Source organism: Salinadaptatus halalkaliphilus (assembly GCF_006543045.1).
GTDB classification, from domain to species: domain Archaea; phylum Halobacteriota; class Halobacteria; order Halobacteriales; family Natrialbaceae; genus Salinadaptatus; species Salinadaptatus halalkaliphilus.
The window spans coordinates 1-20,097 of sequence record NZ_RBZW01000044.1 but is presented as its reverse complement, the minus strand read 5'-3'; the positions used below and the strand labels follow the sequence as shown (position 1 = coordinate 20,097).

Below are 20,097 nucleotides of genomic sequence, written 5' to 3'. Positions count from 1 at the left end.
GTGCTGTATTCGTGGTTCGAGAGACGGTAGTTTCACATACAATCATGTGTACTGTCTACGATAGACATGGAACGAACTGACTTTCGGAGTGTCGAAAGCGCCAACGCCGGCGCGTTGTACGACGTTACAGCCGCCGAACGCGGGGACAACCCAGCGATCAAGATGGGCGACCGAACGCTTACCCACGCCGAGTTTCGAGATCGATCAGCACGATTTGCCGGTGGATTGGCCGACCTCGGGCTCGAGCCGGACGACAGACTGTTGGTGTACGTTCCCAACTGTCCGGCGTTTCTGATCGCGTTCTTTGGCGGTATCAGGGCTGGCACACCGGTTTCCCCGGCGAACCCACAGTACCGCGCACGGGAACTCGAGCATCAACTCACGGATTCCGACGCGAAAGCGATCATCACCCACGAACAGCTTCGCGATGTCGTCGCGGAGACGATCGACAATACCGGCGTCGATCCCCTCGTCATCACCGTGGGGGAGGGACGCCCGGACGACATCTCCTTCGAGGATGTCGAGGGCGAGCCGATCTGTGTCGACCGCGAGGACGACGACGTGGTAACCCAGCTCTATACGAGCGGAACGACGGGAGCGCCGAAAGGTGTCCTCTCGACGCACAAGAATCTGCGAACGCAAGCGTTCGCGGGGCTGGGAACAGGCGTCGACGACCCGGACGAGGAACGTGTCCTCGTGAGTTTGCCGCTGTATCACACGACCGGCGTCTACCACTGTACGTGGCAACCGCTGATCAAGGGCGGGTGCATCTATCTGCGAGATCCGGCCCAGTGGGATCCGGCCGACGCGATGGCGGCGATCGAAGAACACGAGATCAGTTCCTTCAACGGCGTCACCGCGATGTTCGTCGACATGATCAACGACGAGTCGTTCGGCGACCACGACCTTTCGAGTCTCGAGACCGTTGGCGAAGGCGGGGCAAAGATGTCAGTAACCGTCCAGGAGACGTTCGAAGCGGTCGCCGGCGTCGAGATGCACGAAGGGTACGGACTCACCGAAACCAGTGGCGCAACCCACGCCGGGAACGAGTCCACCTTTGGGCCGCGACTGGGGACGATCGGGCAGCCGTTTCGCATGACCGACTGCAAGATCGTCGACGACGACGGGAACGAACTCCCGCCGGGCGAAGAGGGTGAGTTACTGATTCGTGGCCCACACGTGATGAAAGGCTACCACAATCTCCCCGAGGAGACCGACGCCGCCTTCGACGAGAACGGCTACTTCCGGACGGGCGATATCGCCCGCTGTGACGAGGACAACTACTACGAGATCATCGACCGGGCAAAAGACGTCATCGTTACCGCCGGCTACAACGTCTACCCGAGCGAAGTCGAAGACCTGTTGCGAGAACACGAGGCCGTCGCCGACGTCGCCGTCGTCGGGATCCCGGACGAGCGACGCAACGAAGTACCGAAAGCGTTCGTCGTCCCGACGCCGACGACGACCGTCGGCGAGGATGTCACGGCCGAGGAGATCACGCAATTCGCACTCGACAACCTCGCCGCGTACAAACACCCTCGCATGGTCGAATTTATGGACGAGCTCCCACGAACGGCGAGTGGTAAAGTCCGGAAGATCGAACTCGAGTAAGCGAGTTTGTACCCCCACTCGACGACCCGTGTTTTCGTCGCGCAATCAGGTGTGTCTCACCAAAGATAGTCGCGTTCTACGTATCGACTGCAGAGTCGAATCGATCCGCAGCGCTGGAGTGGACTCTGCAGTGTCGGCGTGGGACATCGTTGTATATTGTCCGTCTCATACGGATTGCTGTAACAATTTACCGGCGAAACCGCAGACGGGTCGCGGTTTCGGCGGTAACGACTTACAGTAAACCGTATCAAGCGAGCTCGCAGAACCGATCACGGGCGCACTGGGACATCGTTCCAGCGGACCGTTGATTCGTTGGGGGTGGTGAGAGTTGCACAACTGTCCCGCAACTGTGACGACCGAGTGACATTATTTGCTCTGGCAATCGGTCGTCGAAATCGACGGCAATATTAACGCCCTACGTGTGTTATCTTTCCTGGAGTGTGTGTTGTGTTGGCATACGCTCTGTAGTGTGTGGACAACGTTCAATAAATCGAGCCAAATGGACAGTGGTTCTCTCGAGGAGCGGCCCCGGAGGATCCCCCGAGTACGAGTTCGAGTACCGGCTGGCCGCTCGTGGGGCGACAGTGAGTTCGGCCAGCCGCGTGGCGTCGATATTATTAAGGTGGTCATGAACGAGTTGTCTGTATGCGAGAGATAGGCACAGGTAACGTACTCGTATCGATCGATGGACACCGCGCTGATGTCGTGTTGAACCGTCCGGACAAACGAAACGCGATGAACGAGGCCTTGCTGTCGGACCTCAAGCAGGCTATCGAGGCGGTAAACGCCGACGATTCCGTTCGCGCGATCACACTCCTCGGTGACGGTCCAGTCTTCTGTGCAGGGATGGACCTCGACATGATGCTCGAGCGCGGCGAACAGGCCCAAGCGGACGACGACCAGGGAGGGGACGCGAGCCAGCTCGGTGAGGTAATCGAAACCATCGACAACGCGCGCGTGCCGACCGTCGTCGGGATCAAACGTGCAGCACCCGCGGGCGCGTTCGAACTCTCACTGCCGGCGGACTTCCGCGTTATTTCGACCGACGCCAAGTACGGCGTCATCGAGGTCAAGCTCGGTACCTTCCCCCACGGCGGCGCGACCCAACGTCTACCACGTCTCATCGGCCTGGCAAAGGCGAAAGAGCTCGTTTTGAGCGGCGAGTTCATCGATCCCACCGAAGCCAAACAGATCGGGCTCGTCAACGAGGTCTGTGACCCCGAGGACGTCGACGAACACGCTCGAGCACTTGCAGACGATCTTGCGGCAAACGCCCCGCTGGGGATCGAAAACGCACGAAAGGCGCTCAACGCCGCCCTCGAGATGCCCCTCGACGAAGGCCTCGAGTACGAACAGGCGCTTGGCGAACAGTTGGACGACACACACGATTATACCGAAGGGTTCAGTGCCCGCTTAGAGGACCGCGAACCGGAGTTCGAAGGCCGGTAGCGATCGATCCCACGGCCGACGGCGGAACCGATTGGATTTATATCGCCGACCGTTCTGTACTCACGTATGTCGATCGAATGTAACGACGGACGGCTCAACATCGACGAAATCGATCGCCAAATCCTCGAGATTCTCGCGGACAACCCACGACAGCCGTACGCGGATATCGCCGACGAACTGGCCGAAAACGACATCCAAATGAGCAGCGAAGGTGTTCGCCGCCGAGTGACTACCCTGTTCGACAATATGACCAGCTTCTTTCTCCCACGACCGGAGAAAAACAGCTGGGAGCTCGTCGTCGTCACCGTTCGCACCGAAGACGGACCACAACCGAAACGGGATGCGTTCGAGGCGATAGCGGAGATGAACTTCTGGTTCGTCGCGTACGGCTTCGGCACCGTCGACGTCTACGCGATCGCGACCGCGCCGTCGAACACCGAAATCAACGCATTGCTTGCCGAGGTTCGGGGACTCGAGACCGTCGTGGAGATGGATCACTTCATCGAAACGGATCGTGCGGTCAATATTAGTAACTACCTCCCAGTGAACTGACTATCTTGCAAATTTGTAATTACGCTGTACCCGGTGTCGAGACGATCTACTCGGTCGTGGATGACTCGAACGCGACAGTCTCGAACTCTGAATCGACATCGGCTTCCGGATGGGCCGTTGCTACGAGATACTCCGTTTCGTCCGCGAAGTAATCGACCAGTCGCCGCGTTCGTTCCGAATCGAACGCGCCGAGCGAATCGAGGACGAGCACTGGTGTTACGTCGCTTACATCGTAGGTAATATATCCAGCCAGTGCAAGAACTAGACCGATCATCTCCCGTTCGCTTTCGGCCAGGTGGTCGAGATGTTCCGTCCGGGTTTGGCCGTCGATCTGTCGTGCGATGACGAGCTCGAACTCGCCGTCGAGCCAGACGCGCTCGATTCGTTCGAACTCGAGTACCTCGAGGAGATCATCCATCGCGTCGTTGAACACGGTCCGAAGCTCGTTTTCGAGGTTTTCGATCCGGTCGGTAAGCGTCTGGATCTCCGCCGAGAGCGCCTCGATTTCCGCTTTCGTCTCTTCACGTTCCGTACGCGTCTCCCGCAGCGACTTGCAGGTATCCTCGAGACGCTCGATCTCTCGGCGCACGGTCTGCAACTCGACTCGCGTCTCCTCGATCTCGTCGGCGAGGTCGGCGTGGTCGGTGGCCTGGTCCGATTCGACGGCTGTGATTTCCTCGTCGAGGTCGTCGATCTCGTCTCGAACCGCTTGTAACCGGGATCGGTGTTCTGTGAGCGAATCCTGCCGGTTCGACAGCGTTTGCTTGATCTCTTGTTTGTCCGCTTCGAGCTGTTTGATCTCCGCCGTCGTCGATTCGATCTCGTCGATCCGGTCTGTCAACGCTTCGATCTCCGGTTCGTGCTCTCGCTTTCGTCGTTTGTCGTCGGCGACGAGATCCGCGAGTTCATCGATCGTCTCGTCGATATCTTCGATCGACGCCTCACCGCCACAGGCCCAACACGTTAACTCGTCGCCGACGAGTCCGGAATCGTAGCCGAGTGCTCCCGTATGCTCCGAATCTCGCATCTCTCGGTTTGCGGTCAGCACCGTCTGTAACACCTCGAGACGTTTCGTTACGTCTTCGAGGTCGGCGCGACGGCGCTCCCGTTCGCGTTTGAGTTCGTCAATGTCGGTGCCGTCGACGGCGTCACGGGCGTCCTCGAGCGACTCGGTCGTCGCTGCTAACTGCGATTCGAGACGTTCGATCGAGGACTCGAGCTGCTCGATCTGGCTGGTCTGTTCGGTCTCGTCGGAGCGTAATTCTGCGCGTCGTTCTCGTAACGCCTCGAGCTCGTCGTCCTCGGTCGAAATCGTCTCGTCTTGTTCGTCGTAGAGTTCCTCGAGCCGGGTTTCGAGCGAGTCGACGCGCTCGCGTTTTGCCTCGAGGTCGCGTTCGCGAGCCGCCAGACGCTCGTCGACGTCGTCGGTCGACTCGAGCTCGGCGGCCAACTCCCGCTTGCGTTGCATCTTTTCGGAGCGGCGCGCCTCGAGTTGCTCGATGTTCATCGGCTCCTTGAGCAGCGATTCGACGCTGTCGTTGCGTCCGACAGCAGTCCGGAGCGGATTCGTCTCCAGCAGCGCTGCAAACCGCTCGAGAAGCACGACGGCGTCGGCGTCGTCGATCCACGCGTCGTCCGATAGCTCGATGGTCCCGTTCCGACGATGGGCCGTCCGCTCGATTCGCCGGTCGTCCGTCGAAAGCACGACCCGTGCGTCCGTCGATCCGCTGCGAATCGGCACCGATCGGGCACCGAGTACGAAGAGCAACCCCTTCAGAAACGAACTCTTGTTTGCGGCATTTGGACCCTGTATAAACGTCGTCTCCTCCGTAATCGTCAGCGATTGTTCCTCGATACCGCCGACATTCTCTAGTTTGAGTTCGAGTGGTCCTTCCTCCATGCTATCACTCGGTACAGGTACACACGTGGCCGCGACGCATGGCCCGTTCGATCGGAATGCGGGTGTGGCAATTGTCACACTCGAGTTCGACCGTTACAGCGATCTCGAGGTCGCCTCCCGCAGTCAACTGCTCTTTGCTCTGAAGCGAGCTGACTGCCTCTGCAATCTTGTCCACCGCGTGGTTTTGGACGATCTCGATCGTATCCTGTTCCCAGTCACCACCCGAAAACGAGACCTCCTCGCCGAGACACTCCTTGAGATGGGTTCGAATAACGCCGTAGGAGACGAAGTCGTCTCGAAGTTGCTCGATTGGCAGTCCGTCGTTCCCCAGGCTGTTTGCAACCTCTTCTGCAACCGTTCCATCGGCCGTCAGGCGCTCGTATTTCGATTCGGCTTCGTCACCAAGCGTCGAGAGCCCCGCACGATCCATCTCACGCCGAAGCAACAACACGTTGAACCATTCGGCCAACTGTCGGTACCCCTTGCGTTGGGGTCCGTCGGCTTGCCACTGGGAGACGAGATCCGATTCGTACCGGTCCATCCCGTACGTATCTAGTACTCGACAAACTTTACAGCCGTACTCACTCATCGCTCTCAGTTCCGTTCGAAGATAAATAAGAACTACGATTACTGACATTGGTAGTAACACTTCCGCATACCGCGATTCGCCCGTGTCACCGAACGCTCGAGATGAGTCGACAGGTTGTGGGCAAGCGGTGCTATCAATCAATACTAGTACATTCTCACGCGTCGACTGTCGGGCCGAATCGAACGCCGCCACCGGACCCGACAGTGCGGTGAGAAACACCACTACTGGTGAGTGCGATCCGACACAAACGCTAAGTAATTCTGTGGTAGTATCGTGTGTATGCATCCCACGATAGGTGATACCTTAGAACAAACGGTTCGGCGCCAGCCCGAATCGGCGGCGATCGTTTACCCCCGAAAGGACCACCGCTGGACCTACGCCGAGTTCGATGAACGCGTCAACCGGCTCGCAAACGCCCTCGCCGACCTCGGCGTCGAGAAGGGCGATCGGGTAGCGACGTTGCTGTTCAACGGCTCGGAGATGGCACTCGCGGTCTATGCCTGTGCGAAACTCGGCGCCGTCTTCACCCCGCTCAATTTCCGACTCTCGAGCGAGGAACTCACCTACATCGTCACCGACGCCGACGCACAGGCACTCTTGTTCGAGAATGCGACGAAAGACACCGTCGAACAGGCCCACGACGACCTCGAACCCATCGAGCACTACCTCTACATCGACGACGACGTACCCGACTACGCGGCCGATTTCTACGGCTTACTCGAGGCCGGTGATCCCGCTGCACCCGAGACGGTCGTCGAGGAGGACGACGTATACGCGTTCATCTATACCTCGGGGACGACGGGTCGGCCGAAAGGCGTCGTCCACGAACACCGAAGTATGGTCGAGCACAATCTGCTCTGCATCGCGGAGGCAAACCTCACGGACGACGACATCGGGCTCTCGATGCTGCCGATGTATCACTGTGCGGAGTTACACGCGAACCTGTTCCCGCGAGTCCATCGCGGCGCGACGAACGTCATCCACCACGAGTTCGACCCACCGGCGGCCCTGGAGGCGATCGAAACGCACGAGGTATCGGTCGTCTTCGCAGCGCCGACGGCCTGGAACGGTCTCGCGCAAGCAGCCGCCGAGATGGACGCCGATACGTCGTCACTTCGGCTCGGCATGTACGGCGCCTCGCCGATGCCGGCAGAGATACTCGAGCGATGTATGGACGAACTCTGTGAGGACTATCTTCAGGCCTACGGTATGACCGAGATCGGTCCCTGTGGTGTCTTCCAGACGCCCGAGGAACAACTGACGAAACAGGGAAGCGCGGGACGGCCGGCGCTCAATCACGACGTCCGCATCGTCGAACCCGACGGCCTACCCGAGGCCGAACTCGAGCGCGGTGAGGTCGGCGAAATCCTGTTGACCGGCCCGTGTACGATGGCGGAGTACTGGAACCGACCCGAGGAAACCGCCGCATCGCTTCGCGACGACGGCGAGCGGACGTGGTACTATACGGGCGATCTCGGCTATCTCGACGCCGATCGGTATCTCTACGTCGTCGATCGAAAGGACGACATGATCATCTCAGGCGGCGAGAACATCTACCCGACCGAGGTCGAGGACGTGCTCTTTTCTCATCCGGCCGTCACCGAGGCCGCGGTCGTCGGCGAGGATGACGACGAGTGGGGCGAACGCGTCGTCGCCTACGTCGTCGGCGATACCGACGCCGACGAACTCGAACGGTACGCCCGCGACAGCGACGCGCTCGCGAACTTCAAACGGCCACGTGAGTACTATCTCGTCGACGAACTGCCGAAAAATCCCAGCGGCAAAGTCCAGAAGTTCAAGCTTCGAACCGATGACTGACTAGGCCCAGAAGCCGATCGATACGCTATCGCCCACGAATCGATCGTGGGTGTTTCTGTGCACGCGTTGTCTCACATCGTGTGTTAATATACATCACGAATTATATGAATAAATACGCTTGCACTTATGACACTTCACAGTGTCACAGTAGCCTGGAGGCAGACACGCAGACACCATGGATTTCAGTTATACAGAAGCGCAAGAATCGTTTCGACACGAGCTTCGGGACTGGCTCGAGGAGAACCTCCCGGATGGCTGGCTCGAGAATCCGGAGATACCCTCGGACCGAGAAGAGCGAAACGCGTTCTTCAAAGAGTGGCAACAGACGCTCGCAGCCGACAACTGGGCGGGTATCCACTGGCCCGAGGCGTACGGCGGCCGCGGCGCCTCGTTGATCGAACAGACGATCTACCGCGAGGAGATGGCCCGCGTCAATGCACCACCGCAGATCAATCTTATCGGAGTCAATCTCATCGGTCCAACCCTGATCGAGGTCGGCACCGAGGAGCAAAAAGAGCGGTTCGTTCCGAATATCCTCAGTGCTGAGGAGATCTGGTGTCAGGGCTACTCCGAACCCGAATCGGGGTCCGACGTTGCGAGTCTCACGACGAAAGCCGAGAAAGACGGCGACGAGTGGGTGATCAACGGTCAGAAGATCTGGACCAGTTACGCCCACATCGCCGACTGGTGTTTCCTCGTCGCCCGCACGGACTCCTCCGGAACCAAACACGAAGGGCTGACGGCGTTTCTCGTCGACATGGACCAAGACGGGATCAGTACGGAGCCCATCCACCAGGCCAACGACGACCGCACCTTCAATCAGGTCTACTTCGACGACGCGGTGACGACCGACGATCTGGTCGTCGGCGAGGTCGACGAGGGTTGGGACGTCGTCATGACGCTGTCGGCGTTCGAACACGGCATGACCTCGATCTACTCGATCGAACAGGAATACCTGGACCTCCTCGAATACTGTCAGGAAGAAACGCGAGGCGGTACGCCGCTCATCGAAGACGACAACGTACGTCGGCAGCTAGCGGATCTCGATGCTCGGATCCAGGCTGCAAAAATGACACATTATCGTAACGTAAGCACGCAGATGGAAACAGGGACGCCCGGTCCCGAGGCGTCGATGGATCTCGTCGTCAGCGACGAACTCCGGAAGGACCTCCTCAACTTTGCCGTCGACATCAAGGGTCCGGCCGCAGCGCTCTGGGATAACGAGCACGAAGCGGTCGACGAAACCTCCGGCTACATCCGTTCCTACGGCAGTTGGATCGCCGCCGGCACAGGCGACATCCAGCGAAACATCATCGGCGAGCAAGTCCTCGGGCTCCCGAAGGACATCAAGAGCAAAACGAGTCACAGAGGTGAGTAAGATGGACGCGAGACTAACCGACGAACAACAACGAGTACAGGAGACCGCACGCGACTTCATCGAATCCGAGGGTGGCATCGAACTCGCCAGGCGACAACTCGAGGGCGAAAACGTCGTCGACGACCTGTGGAACGAACTGGCCGACCTCGACTATACGGCGATTACCGTTCCACTCGAGTACGGCGGCTTCGGTGAGGGGATGGTGTATCTCACCGCGTTACTCGAGGTGACAGGTCGCTACGCGCTTCCTGGACCGCTTCCCGAAACGGCAGCGATAGCCGTCCCGCTGCTAACCGAACTCGGAACCGAGGACCAACAGTCGACCTACTTACCGGCGATAGCGGACGGCGACTGTCGCATGAGCGTGGCCGTCTACGACGACGAAACGGAATCGCTCCCCCACGCGATCCAAATGCGTGCCGAACCGACGGGGAGCGACTCGGAGTCAGCGTTCCGATTGGACGGCACCAAAACGCTTGTACCCTACGGTGACGACGTCGACGCGGTTATCCTCGCGGCGCGAACGCGAAACTCGCAGGGCTACGACGGCATATCACTGTTCGTCGTCGACACCGATCAAGATGGCGTCGAGACGCAACGACTCGACAGCCTCGACTGGACCCGTCCGATGTACGAACTCACCGTCGATGATCTCGAGGTCGGTGACAAAGCACTGCTCGGACCGGTACACGCCGGCGGCAGCGCGCTGCAAACGGCGGTCGATCGGTTCACCGTCGCCGGGACGGCCATGTTGACCGGTGCAGCGGATCGAGCGGTCGATCTCTCCGTCGAGCACGGGACCGAGCGCGAACAGTACGGCCACCCCGTCGGTCGCTTTCAGGCAGTCAAACACCGAATCGCTGATATGTGGATCGATATGCAAAGTGCTCGATCGCTGGTCTACTACGCCGCGTGGGCGCTCGACAACGACGAACCGGACGCAACACGTGCAGCCGCCGCGACGAAAGTCTACGCCGCTGACCGCCTGCACCGCGTCTTTAGCGACGATATCTGGAACCACGGCGGCATGGGCTTTACCTGGGACCACGACGGTCACATCTACCTCAAACAGGCCAAAAGTTGGCGCAACTTCCTCGGCTCACCGGAGTCGAACCGCGAGCGACTAATTTCGGCCAGACTCGCGACAGAGTCGGCGAAGTCCCCGTCAGGCGAATCGTAACGGCGGGTACAGCCACTCGACCGCTCAAAAATCTCGAAAAATCGAGTGGAATACGAAATTATATTTTATATTATAGTAGTTCGCGGCGGTACCGGTTCGTCGTTGCGCTCGCTGCCGACCGATCGTTCGGGCGCTGTTCTCGAGTGGGAGAGACCGTCGTCGGTCAGTGCCAGACCGATCATGGAACGACGGCTGCACCGAAACGGAGTTTCAGCAGTTCGTATCAGGGCTGTCGAGAAAGCGTGTAGAAGCCGACGGCGATAATTCCACCAACGACCGCGATGAGGGGAAACGCGACAGCGATGCTGAACTCGGTCGCGACATAGCCAAAGATTGCGGGGCCGGCCGCGCTGCCAGCCGACGACGCCGTCTGCGTAACGCCGAAAATACTGCCGCTGGCATCGCTCGTTGCGTACTCCGAAATGAGCGCGTTTTTGATCGGCGTACAGCCATAGACCGCCAGACCGAGAAGTCCGAACACGACGGCGAGCAGCCCAGTTACCATCCAGTCGATGAGTGTCGCCTCGAGCGCGACGACGAGCATCGTCGAGAGCAACAACAGCGACGTCGTGGTCGCCGCGAGGACGCCCAACCGGCCCCGGTCGAATCGGTCGGCCAGACTCCCGACCCAGATCGACGACACCGCGCTAGCGGACAGCATCACGAAAAAGACGCCGTTTGCCATCGAGGTCGTTTGGCCAACGCCATCGGCGACGAATCCAGTGGCGAACGTCTGAATCGATCGAATTTGTAACGAAACTAATAACGTCACGAGAGAAACCAGTACAATCCCCGTAGTGAGTTCGAATCGTAGTATTCCCTGGATCTGCCTCTGTATTCGCGATGCAATGCTTCCATCCCCATCCGTTCGAATCGACTCGTCGTCTGTCGTGTCAGTTCCCCCATCGATCGCTTCGTCGGTCGGGTCTTCTGTTGACATCGTTGCCGGCGGGGTACGGTACAGGAACTGGAAGACGACGGTAAAGACGATTCCGACCCCAGCTGCGACCAGTAGCGCCGTTCGCCAGTCGACGAGGGCGGCGATTCCGCCGATGATAACCGGCGCGCTCGCGACGCCAATTTGCCCGCCGAGTCCGAACACGCCCATCGCCTTTCCCTCCGTTTCCGACGTTTCGCTGTCGCTGATCATCGCCATTCCAGCCGGATGGTAGGTGCTGCCGGCGATTCCCATCAGCACTTTTGCCATCAGGAGAACCTCGTAGGTCTGGGCCGTACTGGCGACGAGCAATCCGATTGCCATCCCGACCAGCCCCCATACGAGGAGCCGTTTCTTTCCGATTCGGTCCGCGATCATCCCCGCCGGTAACTGGAAGACGGAGTACATCGCGTAGAAGACCGTCAACAACAGCCCCGCCGCTGCATACGTGATGTCGAGATCCGTCACCAACAGCGGAATGATCGGTGGAATGACGAGCCCGTAAAACTCGTTGATTCCATGAGAGAAGCTGATGAGGCCGACATTCCGAGGTCGCTCGATTTCGGCGTACTCCGCAAGTAACGCTCTCATTTATGATAGTACGGAGTTGAGAGAGCACCGTCTTGATACTCCCGTTTGCCGTCCACGGGGTCCCTGCAGTACCAACTGTAACGACTATCGTGTCGGAACGCTTATCCACTGATAGATAAACATTCAACTATGTACGATCTTACCGGGTTCCAACGGGACCTGCTGTACACGATTGCCGGACAAGAGGAGCCACACGGTCTCGCCATCAAAGACGAACTCGAGAACTATTACGAGAAAGAGATCCATCACGGTCGTCTCTACCCAAACCTCGACGAAATCGTCGATAAAGGCCTCGTCGAAAAAGGTGAGCGAGATCGACGGACGAACTACTACTCGGTCACGGCTCGTGGCCGGCGCGAACTCGAGGCTCGACGTGAGTGGGAAGACCAGTACGTCGGCGAACTACTCGCAACGTCGGAGTAAAGCTCGCACTACCGTAGAGACGATCTCCTGGGCTGTACAATACGTGGTGAGTTCGACCGACCGGACGCGATGTCGACGGCCGCTACATGAGTATCTCGTTTCTTAACTGTGGGTACGGTGTGACGGTCCGTGCGGACGGTCGTGTCGACACCGACTAAAGAAGAGGGTTTCAGCGGAGCCAAAATCCCCAAACCTTCATTGGACAGTTTCGGTATGGTTTCGTATGGATCTTCAATCGTTCTTCCACGTCGCACTCAAGGTAGACGACCCGGACAGCGCTGCGGAGTTTTACCAGGCACACCTCGATGCTGACGTCGTGGAACGACGGCGGGCCGAAGAGAGCGACAGTGAGATGGCTGTCGACGCAGTCGTCCTCGAAGTTGCCGACAAACTGGTGTATCTGTTCGACCAGGCACCGTATGAAGCCGCAGGACTCGTCGACGAACTTCCCACGGGCTTTCTCCACTTTGGCTACATCGTCGACGATATCGAAGATGCCTTCGGCACCATCACCGCAGACGATGTCGAGGTAGTCATGGAACCAGCCCGATACGGTGACAAGAAAATCGGGTTTTTCGTCGCGCCGGGGGACATCCGGATCGAACTCATCGAATATCTCGAGTAGTGTAGCACTGTGTGAAGTATCGGGGGGCGAGCCCCGCGACTTCATCGGATCAGTCGATCGACCACGGTTCGCTCGTGACAGTGCGGACACTCGAACTCGTATCGAATCGGTTCGGATCCAATCGTTTTCTGAGCGATACGTTGACAACTGCAACTACCCAGACACTGATCGCACAGCTGTCGTGTGATCAAGTGTGTAGTGACTTGCAGTGGCTACTATCCTGCCGGACAGAACTCTTTGAAGATCCACCACGCTACTGTGGCTGTCGACCTCGGGAACGGCCGCAAATTCGCGACCGTTGCTCACAGACTGCTGTCCGACAGTGTGACTCTCCACCATCGATCCCAAATATCTGTAACAGTCGTCTGTAATTGATTTCTGTATACATTCTCCATACCGAACAAACCGCATGACAGAAAGCGCCGTCAAATAAAAGAGATATTCGGTACAGATATCGGTTCCGCGCATCATCACCATATCTCTGTGCCAGTATTCCGAGACAGGAATTCGTGATAGAATACCATAACAGAGATCTATGACAGAGGACTATGACAAAGGTCTATAACAGAAGTATGTGGCAGACATCCATAACATATATACATAACTGGTGTTTGTGGAACGAACCACGACAACCGAAACGGGTGGTACAGCTAGTATATGAATAAACACAGGCAGCTGTTACAGACATTTATTACATATGGCTGTTGCGGGTGTCTGCTGCTATACTCTGTCAGTTGTTTCGAAGGCGGTTCAAACGTGGTGGTGGAATTTCTTATCGAGGACCGATCGAGATAATTGAGATGAATTACCAATTGTCTATACCGATCGTGTAGCTAGATTTCGACTACTTGCCACGGGTACGATGTCGTAGCAGTAACATGGCCGGTGCCACTACCAAGTGGCCCGCATACGTCAACTACAGTCATCTGTTACAGACGTGTGTGATTTCAGTACAGCGTTCCTACGATCGACAGAAGCCGGAGAAAACAGACTCCTTGACGGGCGTTCCGAACAGAAAGCGAAGGGTTCTGATACGGATTGTTGTAGCGTTTTACCGGTGATCACCCGGACGGGGTCGGTGATCACCGATAAAGAACTACAACGGTCCGTATGATAACGGTGTCGAACGCAAAACCCTGTTGGGTCGCGCATGACCCGCGAGCAGACAGGAACGGCGTGAGCACTGCATAGCCCTGTGCAATCGGTGTGTTACTATAGCATCATCACTCGAGAGCCATTCCGTGAATATCTGTTACAGACATTCGGTACAGATATATGTTACAGAAAAGACGGACAAACGTCTGACACAGATTTATGGTATCAGAGACGAAATTCCACCTCATATGATTACGGCCGTAGTGTACTCGGAGTCCGGTGGGACGTACAAAACGACGATGACGGCTAATATCGCGGTTGCGCTCGAGCGGATGGGACAGCGAACGCTCGTCGTGGATCTCGACCCACAGGAAGGGAATCTGACCAGCCTCTTCGACGCCGGAGAACGTCGAAGTGATCCGGATGCGGACAACCTCGTCAAGCACATTCTCGATATGCCGGAGGGAGAGTTCGACGAGTTGATCGAAACGACAGCGGAGGGCGTGGATATCGTCCCGAGTCACGATATGCTCGGGGACTTTACCTCGAACTTGGAGCAGAAGATTTCCTACGAGACGGGGATGAAGAACATGAGCCGCGAGGAGTATCCCCGATTCGAACTGCTCTACGAGTTACTCTGGGAGAAAGCAGAGCTCCACGAAAAGTACGACGCGGTCCTCATCGACCCGAACGCACGGGCGGAGGACCTCCTCTACAACGCCATTTTTGCACTCCGAACGCTCGTCGCACCCGTCAAGCCGGCCGGAAAAGGCAACCTGAGCCTCGAGGGACTCGAAGATCTCGTCGGGAACATGGAACGCCAACTCGATATCGAGATCGGATTGTCGTGTGTCATCCCGTCCGGGGTCGGACAGACCAACGCCCATCAGCAGTATCAACAACAGTTCGAAGAGACGGAAGCGTTCGCGACGCCGGTCGCTATCGGCAACCGTGAAAGTCTCATGGACGCGATGTGGGAAGCAAGAGGATCGGCGTTCAAGGTCGTCGAAGAGCGCTGGAAGACCTTCGAACGAGACGGCGAGATGGTGAGCGAAGCTGGCCAACGACGCGTCCGCGACAGGGAAATCGAGACGCTACGACGCCTGTACGAACTGGCCCAGTTTATCGCAACCGACACCTTCGACGCCGACGTTCATCCGGTTCTCGAGTTGAACATTCAAGACGACGGGACCAACGTAATCGATCTTCGAGACGGCGAGAAAGCGCCGGTGAAAACGACATGAGCAACTTCAAATCCGGCTCCGGCGACCTCGATTTCGGCGGGAGCGATACGGACGATGACCCCGACGAGACAGTGGACGGATCGACGCCAAACGACCCGTCGAATACGTCCACAGACGAGACAGAATCGGCCACAGCTGCAACGGCGTCAACCCCAACAGAACGAGCAGAACCCAACGGTGCGACGCGGGAGACGGACGAGCAGGATCCAACGCGAGAGCCGGCCGACACTGGGAGCAACCCGTCACCGAATCGTGATCAATATCCGTACTTCGTCCGGCGGAACAACGTCGGCGACGAACGAGACACGCGCCTCGAGATCCACGTTCGGGACGGAGTCGCCGAGCAAGAGGCCGCATTTCGAAACGACGTTGCAGCGGCACTCGAGACGAACGAGATCGCAAAGACGGACGCCCGCGAATTCGCGCTATTGCTGGCGTTCGAACATCCAGAGCGGGTCGCTGAACTAATGGAAGAGGAAGGGTTTGGGGCACTCGACTGACGACGAACCGGCAGACCGCTGTGTTTCGGGACGATACCCCACGAACGGGGTCGGTATCGTCCAATAGGTCACCGATCAGCAACAGCCCCAGTTCCGGCACGATCGACCGTCTCGAGGTCGATTACCCCGTCTGGCATGGGAACGCCGGCGTAGGGATCGTCGGCGAGTAATAACGAGCCGTCGAGATCTGCGTAGTCTAATAACGGCGTGAGCTGACAAGCGGCCGCAATCGAGGCGTTCGATTCGGTCATACAGCCAAGCATGACCTCGAGACCGTGGGCACGGGCGGCGTGAATCATCCGTTTTGCTTCCCGGAGCCCGCCACACTTCATGAGTTTGATGTTTGCGATATCACAGCGATCGGCGATCTGCGGGATATCCGCGACCGTAATACAGGACTCGTCGGCAGCGATCGGCATTGGCGAGCGGTCGGCGACGAATTTGAGTCCACCGGGATCGTCCGCTGGAACGGGCTGTTCGACGAACGCAAGCTCGAAGTCCGCGAGGCGCTCGATTCGCGAGACGGCCTCCCGGGGCGTCCAGGCTTCGTTTGCGTCGACGAAGAGGTCGACGTCCGGAGCGACCGACCGGATCGTCTCGACGATTTCGATATCGCGATCGGTGCCGAGCTTGAGCTTGAGCGTACTGTAGCCGCGATCGAGAGCCGTTTCGGTTTTTTCGGCCATCGTGTCGGGGTCGTCGAGGCCGATCGTGTAGGACGTCTCGAGGCTCTCAGTTGGATCGAGCCCCCAGTAGCGATACAGTGGGAGTTCGAGGCGTTTGGTGACGAGGTCGTGTAGTGCGATGCTCACGGCAGTCCGTGCGGCGGGATTTCGCTCGACGGTCTCGCGGAGTCGGCGTTCGATGCGGGCGAGTTGATGTGGATCTCCGACATCCTCGACGACTTTGAGGAGGTCGGGAAGGACGGCTTCGACGGTCGCGGCGGTCTCGCCGTAGTGTGCGGACGGACCGGCCCCGCCGATACCGACCGTGCCGGTGTCGTCTTCGATTTGGACCGTGATAACATCGGTCTTGGTTCGGGTCCCGCGAGCGATCGTAAACGGGTACTCGAGGGGGAGAGAGTGTCGTTCGAACGAGGTATTGAGTGTCATGAGTCTTGGAATTGGTCGAGAGCAGTTAGAGGAGCGACTCGAGCACGTCGTCAGTACCGAACCTGATAGGGTCCGTTGTGGGGACGCCGAGTTCGGTGGCGTAAGCGGAGACGGCCTCTCGAGCGGCCGCCTCGTCCTCGAGGCCGGAGGTATTCAGGACGCCAGCGGTGACGGTTGCAGCCGAAACGGGCTCGGAGAGCCCCTCGTAGAGGTCGACGTAGGTCTGGAGTGCGGGGAGTTCGAAGGACTCGTAACCGTGGATTACCTCCTTGCCGGCGGTGTGACAGAGCACGAGCTGGTCGGCCATCGAGCCGTGGAGGATGCCACAGGTCACCGCCGAGTAAGCGGGATGGACGATACTACCCTGGCCTTCGACGAAGAGGTAGTCGTGGTCGTCACCGATTTCGAGGATCATCTCCTCGACGGCGCCCGCGGTGAAGTCGCTGACGACCCGGTCGATCGGGTGTCCCCAGCCTTCGATCAGGATGCCGGTCTGGCCCGTCGGGATGACAGCAGCGTCGTAACCGGCGTCTCGCGCGTCTCGAGCGAGTTCCATCGTCGTAGTCATCTTCCCGACCGAACAGTCCGTGCCGACGGTGAGGATGATCTCGGCATCGACCTCACCGGCGACGCCATCCGCGACCGTCAGATCGGCAGGCGGCTTTCGTACGTCCCGCAATTCACAGTCGTGTTCGGCCGCCAGCCGAGCGAATTCGTCGTCGGTTTCGAGGAAGTAGTGTAGCCCCGCAATGACATCACAACCGCCCTCGAGCGCCGTCCTGACATCGTCGCGCCAACTTTCGTCGAACTTACCGCCGATCGGCGCGATTCCGATCAAGAGCGCATCGATCTCGTCCGTCTCGAGGTCGTCCATTCCGGCGACGATCGGTGCGTCCTGAACGTCCGACACGAAGTTGCCGACTCGAGAGCCGTCGTTGTTCCGGTCGAGAACGGCAGTAACGTCGTAATCGCCGTACCGGAGTACACCGAGTGCCGTCTTCGCCCGGTCTGGAAACTTCTCGTGGGCGAGAATTGCGATGTTCATGTCTCGAGGTAATCGAGTGTATGTCTTAAATACGTGGGTCCGCCGAAATTGGCAGGTAATAGACACTTTGTGACACCGCTCGGTGTAAGCGGACCCGTCTACGGTCGCGTATGTCATCATCCACCAGGCCACAGCGCGAGTACGAGGAGTGCATCGGCCGGCTGGCCGGCAGCGTCGTAGAGCCGCCGTACCTGGTCGTTCGACAGCGATGGGTTGTCGGGTTCCGACCGTGACCAGTCGAACACCGACAGCGTACGGCGGATCTCGTCGCTTTCGTCGGACGCGGTGGTGACACGTTCGACCAGATCAGCCCGGCCGTCGACGTCGCGATACCGGCGGGCGTAGGTTGCCAACCGTGACTGCTTGGTTCGAATCATCGACGCCGCGAGGCCACGACGACGTTCGAGGGTCTTGAGGTAGGACTCGAGTTCGTCGATGATCGATTCGTCGTCGATACCACACTGGTAGGACCCGTCAGCATCGGGGTCGGCGAGCCGACCGTCGCGAGAAATACGGAAAGCGTCATATCGTGGTTTTCGCGGAGTGTGTGGGCGATACCCGAATAACCAGCGTCGGTAATAGCTGCGTACGAGGGCCAGTTCTCGAGATCGAACCCGGCACGCTCGAGTGCGATTGGCGGCTATAAACGGACAATAGAACGGCTAATCGAACCCGCTCGAGAGTATATCGATGTCGACGTGCTTGCCGTCGTACCGAACAAACTTTCGGACCGGATCGATCACAGACTGAAGACCGAGAACTACACAAGAACCTGAATACAGCTAGTTATACTGTTGGACAGAACTATTCAACGATCGGTCGCAGTACTGCGGCCGTCACCGTAAGGACGGCCGCGAATTCGCGACCGACGTGTCACTGACTTCTGTCCGACAGTATTACGAGGTCAACCCTGGGCAGCCACTCCAAGAGGCGGTCCCTGAGTTCGTCCGGATAACGGCTGACGAGTTCGACCAGATCGATGCTGGCAAGTTGGCGACACCGAAGCCAGGAATCCGGCATCGGTCGGCGCTCTCACAGTCGCTCCAGGAAAACCAGCCATTGCAGGACTACGATCTAGAGAACGACCAAATCGCGTGCTACGAGGAACTTGTAGCGACCGTCACCAATGGAGGGATCGATCGATGAGTAATCCGTTCGATGACCTCGAGGCCGACGATAACTCAGCCTCGAGCAAATACGTGGGATGACTTCGAGAAAAAGCTTAAGACATCGATTGGACCCTTCCTCGCAGAGAATGATATCGTTGACGAAGAAACACGGGAACTCCACGACGCTGTACTCCGGCTGGCAGTCGAAGAACCCGAACGGGTTGGTGAACTCGTGCTCGAGCACGGCGTGAGTAGGTGAATCGCTTGGAATCAAGCAGTTCGAAAAGAGGAGATTCTCGTCATTGAGGGGTGATCTGAAGCAGTGTCGACTTACTGATTCGCCTGTATCTCCGCACTACAGGGCCGCTAAACCCGCTGTAGTTTCAACCTTCAAGAGCCACAATTTTGTATAGCAATATGAAGTTTACAAAGTCAATTTATAGGCTTTGAGTCTCTCTTGTGGGCAAATTCGGGATGATTAGCAGTATCCATAGTGGTCATGATTACTCCAATAATCACGACCACTTTGCAATACCCCGATGCTGTCGGGTAAGCACGAATGGAGTATCAGCCTCAGATTAGCATCTCTTCAGAGACTAGGCTGCAGCAAACGGCGATCTCCTGGGACATCGTCAAGAATATCCTCGAGGATGTTCGACCGTCATACCAGTACTCAAACGGCGAAAAACAACTCGTCATCTGACTGCGTGGCCCGTTATTTCCTCTCGCCGAAGGCTGCATCCAGCTGTTCCCGCATGAATTCACGGCGGACGCGGCGAGATCGTGAGTCTGAAAGATAATTCCGCATGACTACCTGCGGATCGCTACTACCCTGTTCTGCAGCCATCTGTTCTAGTTTAGTGGCGGAGTGAAGTAGCATCTCAGCGGAGACTGTACCTAATTGGGAAGCTATTGGCTAAGAGACTGGGTTTGCTGGAG

General features: G+C 58.1%; 17 protein-coding genes and 3 pseudogenes. 13 read left to right on the top strand and 7 right to left on the bottom strand.

The genetic code is table 11. The features are described from left to right. Positions 1–66: 66 nt before the first annotated feature. The 3 genes from D8Y22_RS14875 to D8Y22_RS14865 all read left to right on the top strand — a co-directional run bounded on the left by D8Y22_RS14875 (position 67) and on the right by D8Y22_RS14865 (position 3,612). Complete coding sequence (locus tag D8Y22_RS14875) at positions 67–1,611, top strand: class I adenylate-forming enzyme family protein (protein WP_141465489.1); 1,545 nt, start codon at positions 67–69, stop codon at positions 1,609–1,611. 645 nt (positions 1,612–2,256) lie between these two features. Then, positions 2,257–3,060: an enoyl-CoA hydratase/isomerase family protein gene (locus tag D8Y22_RS14870; RefSeq protein ID WP_141465488.1), complete on the top strand. Its 804-nt coding sequence runs from the start codon at positions 2,257–2,259 to the stop codon at positions 3,058–3,060. A 66-nt stretch (positions 3,061–3,126) separates the two neighbouring features. Further along, positions 3,127–3,612 carry an Lrp/AsnC family transcriptional regulator gene (locus tag D8Y22_RS14865; protein ID WP_141465487.1) on the top strand — a complete coding sequence of 162 codons (486 nt, stop codon included), beginning with the start codon at positions 3,127–3,129 and terminating at the stop codon, positions 3,610–3,612. A gap of 46 nt (positions 3,613–3,658) precedes the next feature. On the opposite strand, the gene D8Y22_RS14860 is transcribed toward D8Y22_RS14865, so the two are convergent. Further along, positions 3,659–5,512 (bottom strand): archaea-specific SMC-related protein, encoded by a 1,854-nt coding sequence (locus D8Y22_RS14860; RefSeq protein WP_141465486.1) that lies wholly within the window; start codon positions 5,510–5,512, stop codon positions 3,659–3,661. 4 nt (positions 5,513–5,516) lie between these two features. Then, positions 5,517–6,101 carry a rod-determining factor RdfA gene (gene rdfA / locus D8Y22_RS14855; RefSeq protein ID WP_141465485.1) on the bottom strand — a complete coding sequence of 195 codons (585 nt, stop codon included), beginning with the start codon at positions 6,099–6,101 and terminating at the stop codon, positions 5,517–5,519. Between the two features lie 273 nt (positions 6,102–6,374). On the opposite strand from rdfA, the gene D8Y22_RS14850 reads away from it, so the two are divergent. The 3 genes from D8Y22_RS14850 to D8Y22_RS14840 all read left to right on the top strand — a co-directional run bounded on the left by D8Y22_RS14850 (position 6,375) and on the right by D8Y22_RS14840 (position 10,477). Further along, on the top strand, positions 6,375–7,919 hold the full coding sequence (locus D8Y22_RS14850) for a long-chain-fatty-acid--CoA ligase (RefSeq protein WP_141465484.1): 1,545 nt from the start codon (positions 6,375–6,377) through the stop codon (positions 7,917–7,919). 175 nt (positions 7,920–8,094) lie between these two features. Continuing rightward, the gene (locus D8Y22_RS14845) at positions 8,095–9,297 is read left to right on the top strand and encodes an acyl-CoA dehydrogenase family protein (RefSeq protein ID WP_141465483.1); all 1,203 of its coding nucleotides are present in this window, start codon (positions 8,095–8,097) and stop codon (positions 9,295–9,297) included. Between the two features lies 1 nt (position 9,298). Beyond that, the gene (locus D8Y22_RS14840; RefSeq protein ID WP_141465482.1) at positions 9,299–10,477 is read left to right on the top strand and encodes an acyl-CoA dehydrogenase family protein; all 1,179 of its coding nucleotides are present in this window, start codon (positions 9,299–9,301) and stop codon (positions 10,475–10,477) included. A 223-nt stretch (positions 10,478–10,700) separates the two neighbouring features. Here D8Y22_RS14840 and D8Y22_RS14835 read toward each other — a convergent pair whose 3' ends face one another. Beyond that, a complete protein-coding gene (locus tag D8Y22_RS14835; protein ID WP_141465481.1) occupies positions 10,701–12,005 on the bottom strand; it encodes an MFS transporter in 1,305 nt (434 codons plus the stop codon). A 129-nt stretch (positions 12,006–12,134) separates the two neighbouring features. Between D8Y22_RS14835 and D8Y22_RS14830 the strand changes: the two genes are divergently transcribed. The 4 genes from D8Y22_RS14830 (at position 12,135) to D8Y22_RS14815 (ending at position 15,892) form a co-directional block, all read left to right on the top strand. Beyond that, a complete protein-coding gene (locus D8Y22_RS14830; protein WP_141465480.1) occupies positions 12,135–12,428 on the top strand; it encodes a PadR family transcriptional regulator in 294 nt (97 codons plus the stop codon). Positions 12,429–12,651: 223 nt separating this feature from the next. Then, complete coding sequence (locus tag D8Y22_RS14825) at positions 12,652–13,053, top strand: VOC family protein (protein WP_141465479.1); 402 nt, start codon at positions 12,652–12,654, stop codon at positions 13,051–13,053. A 1,343-nt stretch (positions 13,054–14,396) separates the two neighbouring features. Then, a complete protein-coding gene (locus D8Y22_RS14820) occupies positions 14,397–15,392 on the top strand; it encodes a ParA family protein (RefSeq protein ID WP_141465478.1) in 996 nt (331 codons plus the stop codon). Next, on the top strand, positions 15,389–15,892 hold the full coding sequence (locus D8Y22_RS14815; protein ID WP_141465477.1) for an acyl-CoA dehydrogenase: 504 nt from the start codon (positions 15,389–15,391) through the stop codon (positions 15,890–15,892). Before D8Y22_RS14820 ends, D8Y22_RS14815 begins: the two co-directional genes overlap by 4 nt. Positions 15,893–15,960: 68 nt before the next feature. On the opposite strand, the gene D8Y22_RS14810 is transcribed toward D8Y22_RS14815, so the two are convergent. The 3 genes from D8Y22_RS14810 to D8Y22_RS14800 all read right to left on the bottom strand — a co-directional run bounded on the left by D8Y22_RS14810 (position 15,961) and on the right by D8Y22_RS14800 (position 18,426). Then, a complete protein-coding gene (locus tag D8Y22_RS14810) occupies positions 15,961–17,004 on the bottom strand; it encodes a dipeptide epimerase (protein WP_141465476.1) in 1,044 nt (347 codons plus the stop codon). Positions 17,005–17,029: 25 nt separating this feature from the next. After that, a complete protein-coding gene (locus tag D8Y22_RS14805; RefSeq protein WP_141465475.1) occupies positions 17,030–18,049 on the bottom strand; it encodes a DUF1611 domain-containing protein in 1,020 nt (339 codons plus the stop codon). Between the two features lie 116 nt (positions 18,050–18,165). Further along, a complete protein-coding gene (locus tag D8Y22_RS14800) occupies positions 18,166–18,426 on the bottom strand; it encodes a PIN domain-containing protein (RefSeq protein WP_141465474.1) in 261 nt (86 codons plus the stop codon). A gap of 246 nt (positions 18,427–18,672) precedes the next feature. On the opposite strand from D8Y22_RS14800, the pseudogene D8Y22_RS23400 reads away from it, so the two are divergent. From D8Y22_RS23400 to D8Y22_RS14785, 3 genes and pseudogenes are all read left to right on the top strand, one after another. Continuing rightward, positions 18,673–18,836 (top strand): annotated as a pseudogene (locus D8Y22_RS23400) (ParA family protein); the annotation flags it as partial. A 110-nt stretch (positions 18,837–18,946) separates the two neighbouring features. After that, positions 18,947–19,195: pseudogene (locus D8Y22_RS23395) on the top strand (ParA family protein); the annotation flags it as partial. Positions 19,196–19,207: 12 nt separating this feature from the next. Continuing rightward, complete coding sequence (locus D8Y22_RS14785; RefSeq protein ID WP_141465473.1) at positions 19,208–19,417, top strand: hypothetical protein; 210 nt, start codon at positions 19,208–19,210, stop codon at positions 19,415–19,417. 456 nt (positions 19,418–19,873) lie between these two features. Here the strand turns inward: D8Y22_RS14785 and D8Y22_RS23545 are convergent. Then, positions 19,874–20,014 (bottom strand): annotated as a pseudogene (locus tag D8Y22_RS23545) (tyrosine-type recombinase/integrase); the annotation flags it as partial. Positions 20,015–20,097 lie beyond the last annotated feature (83 nt).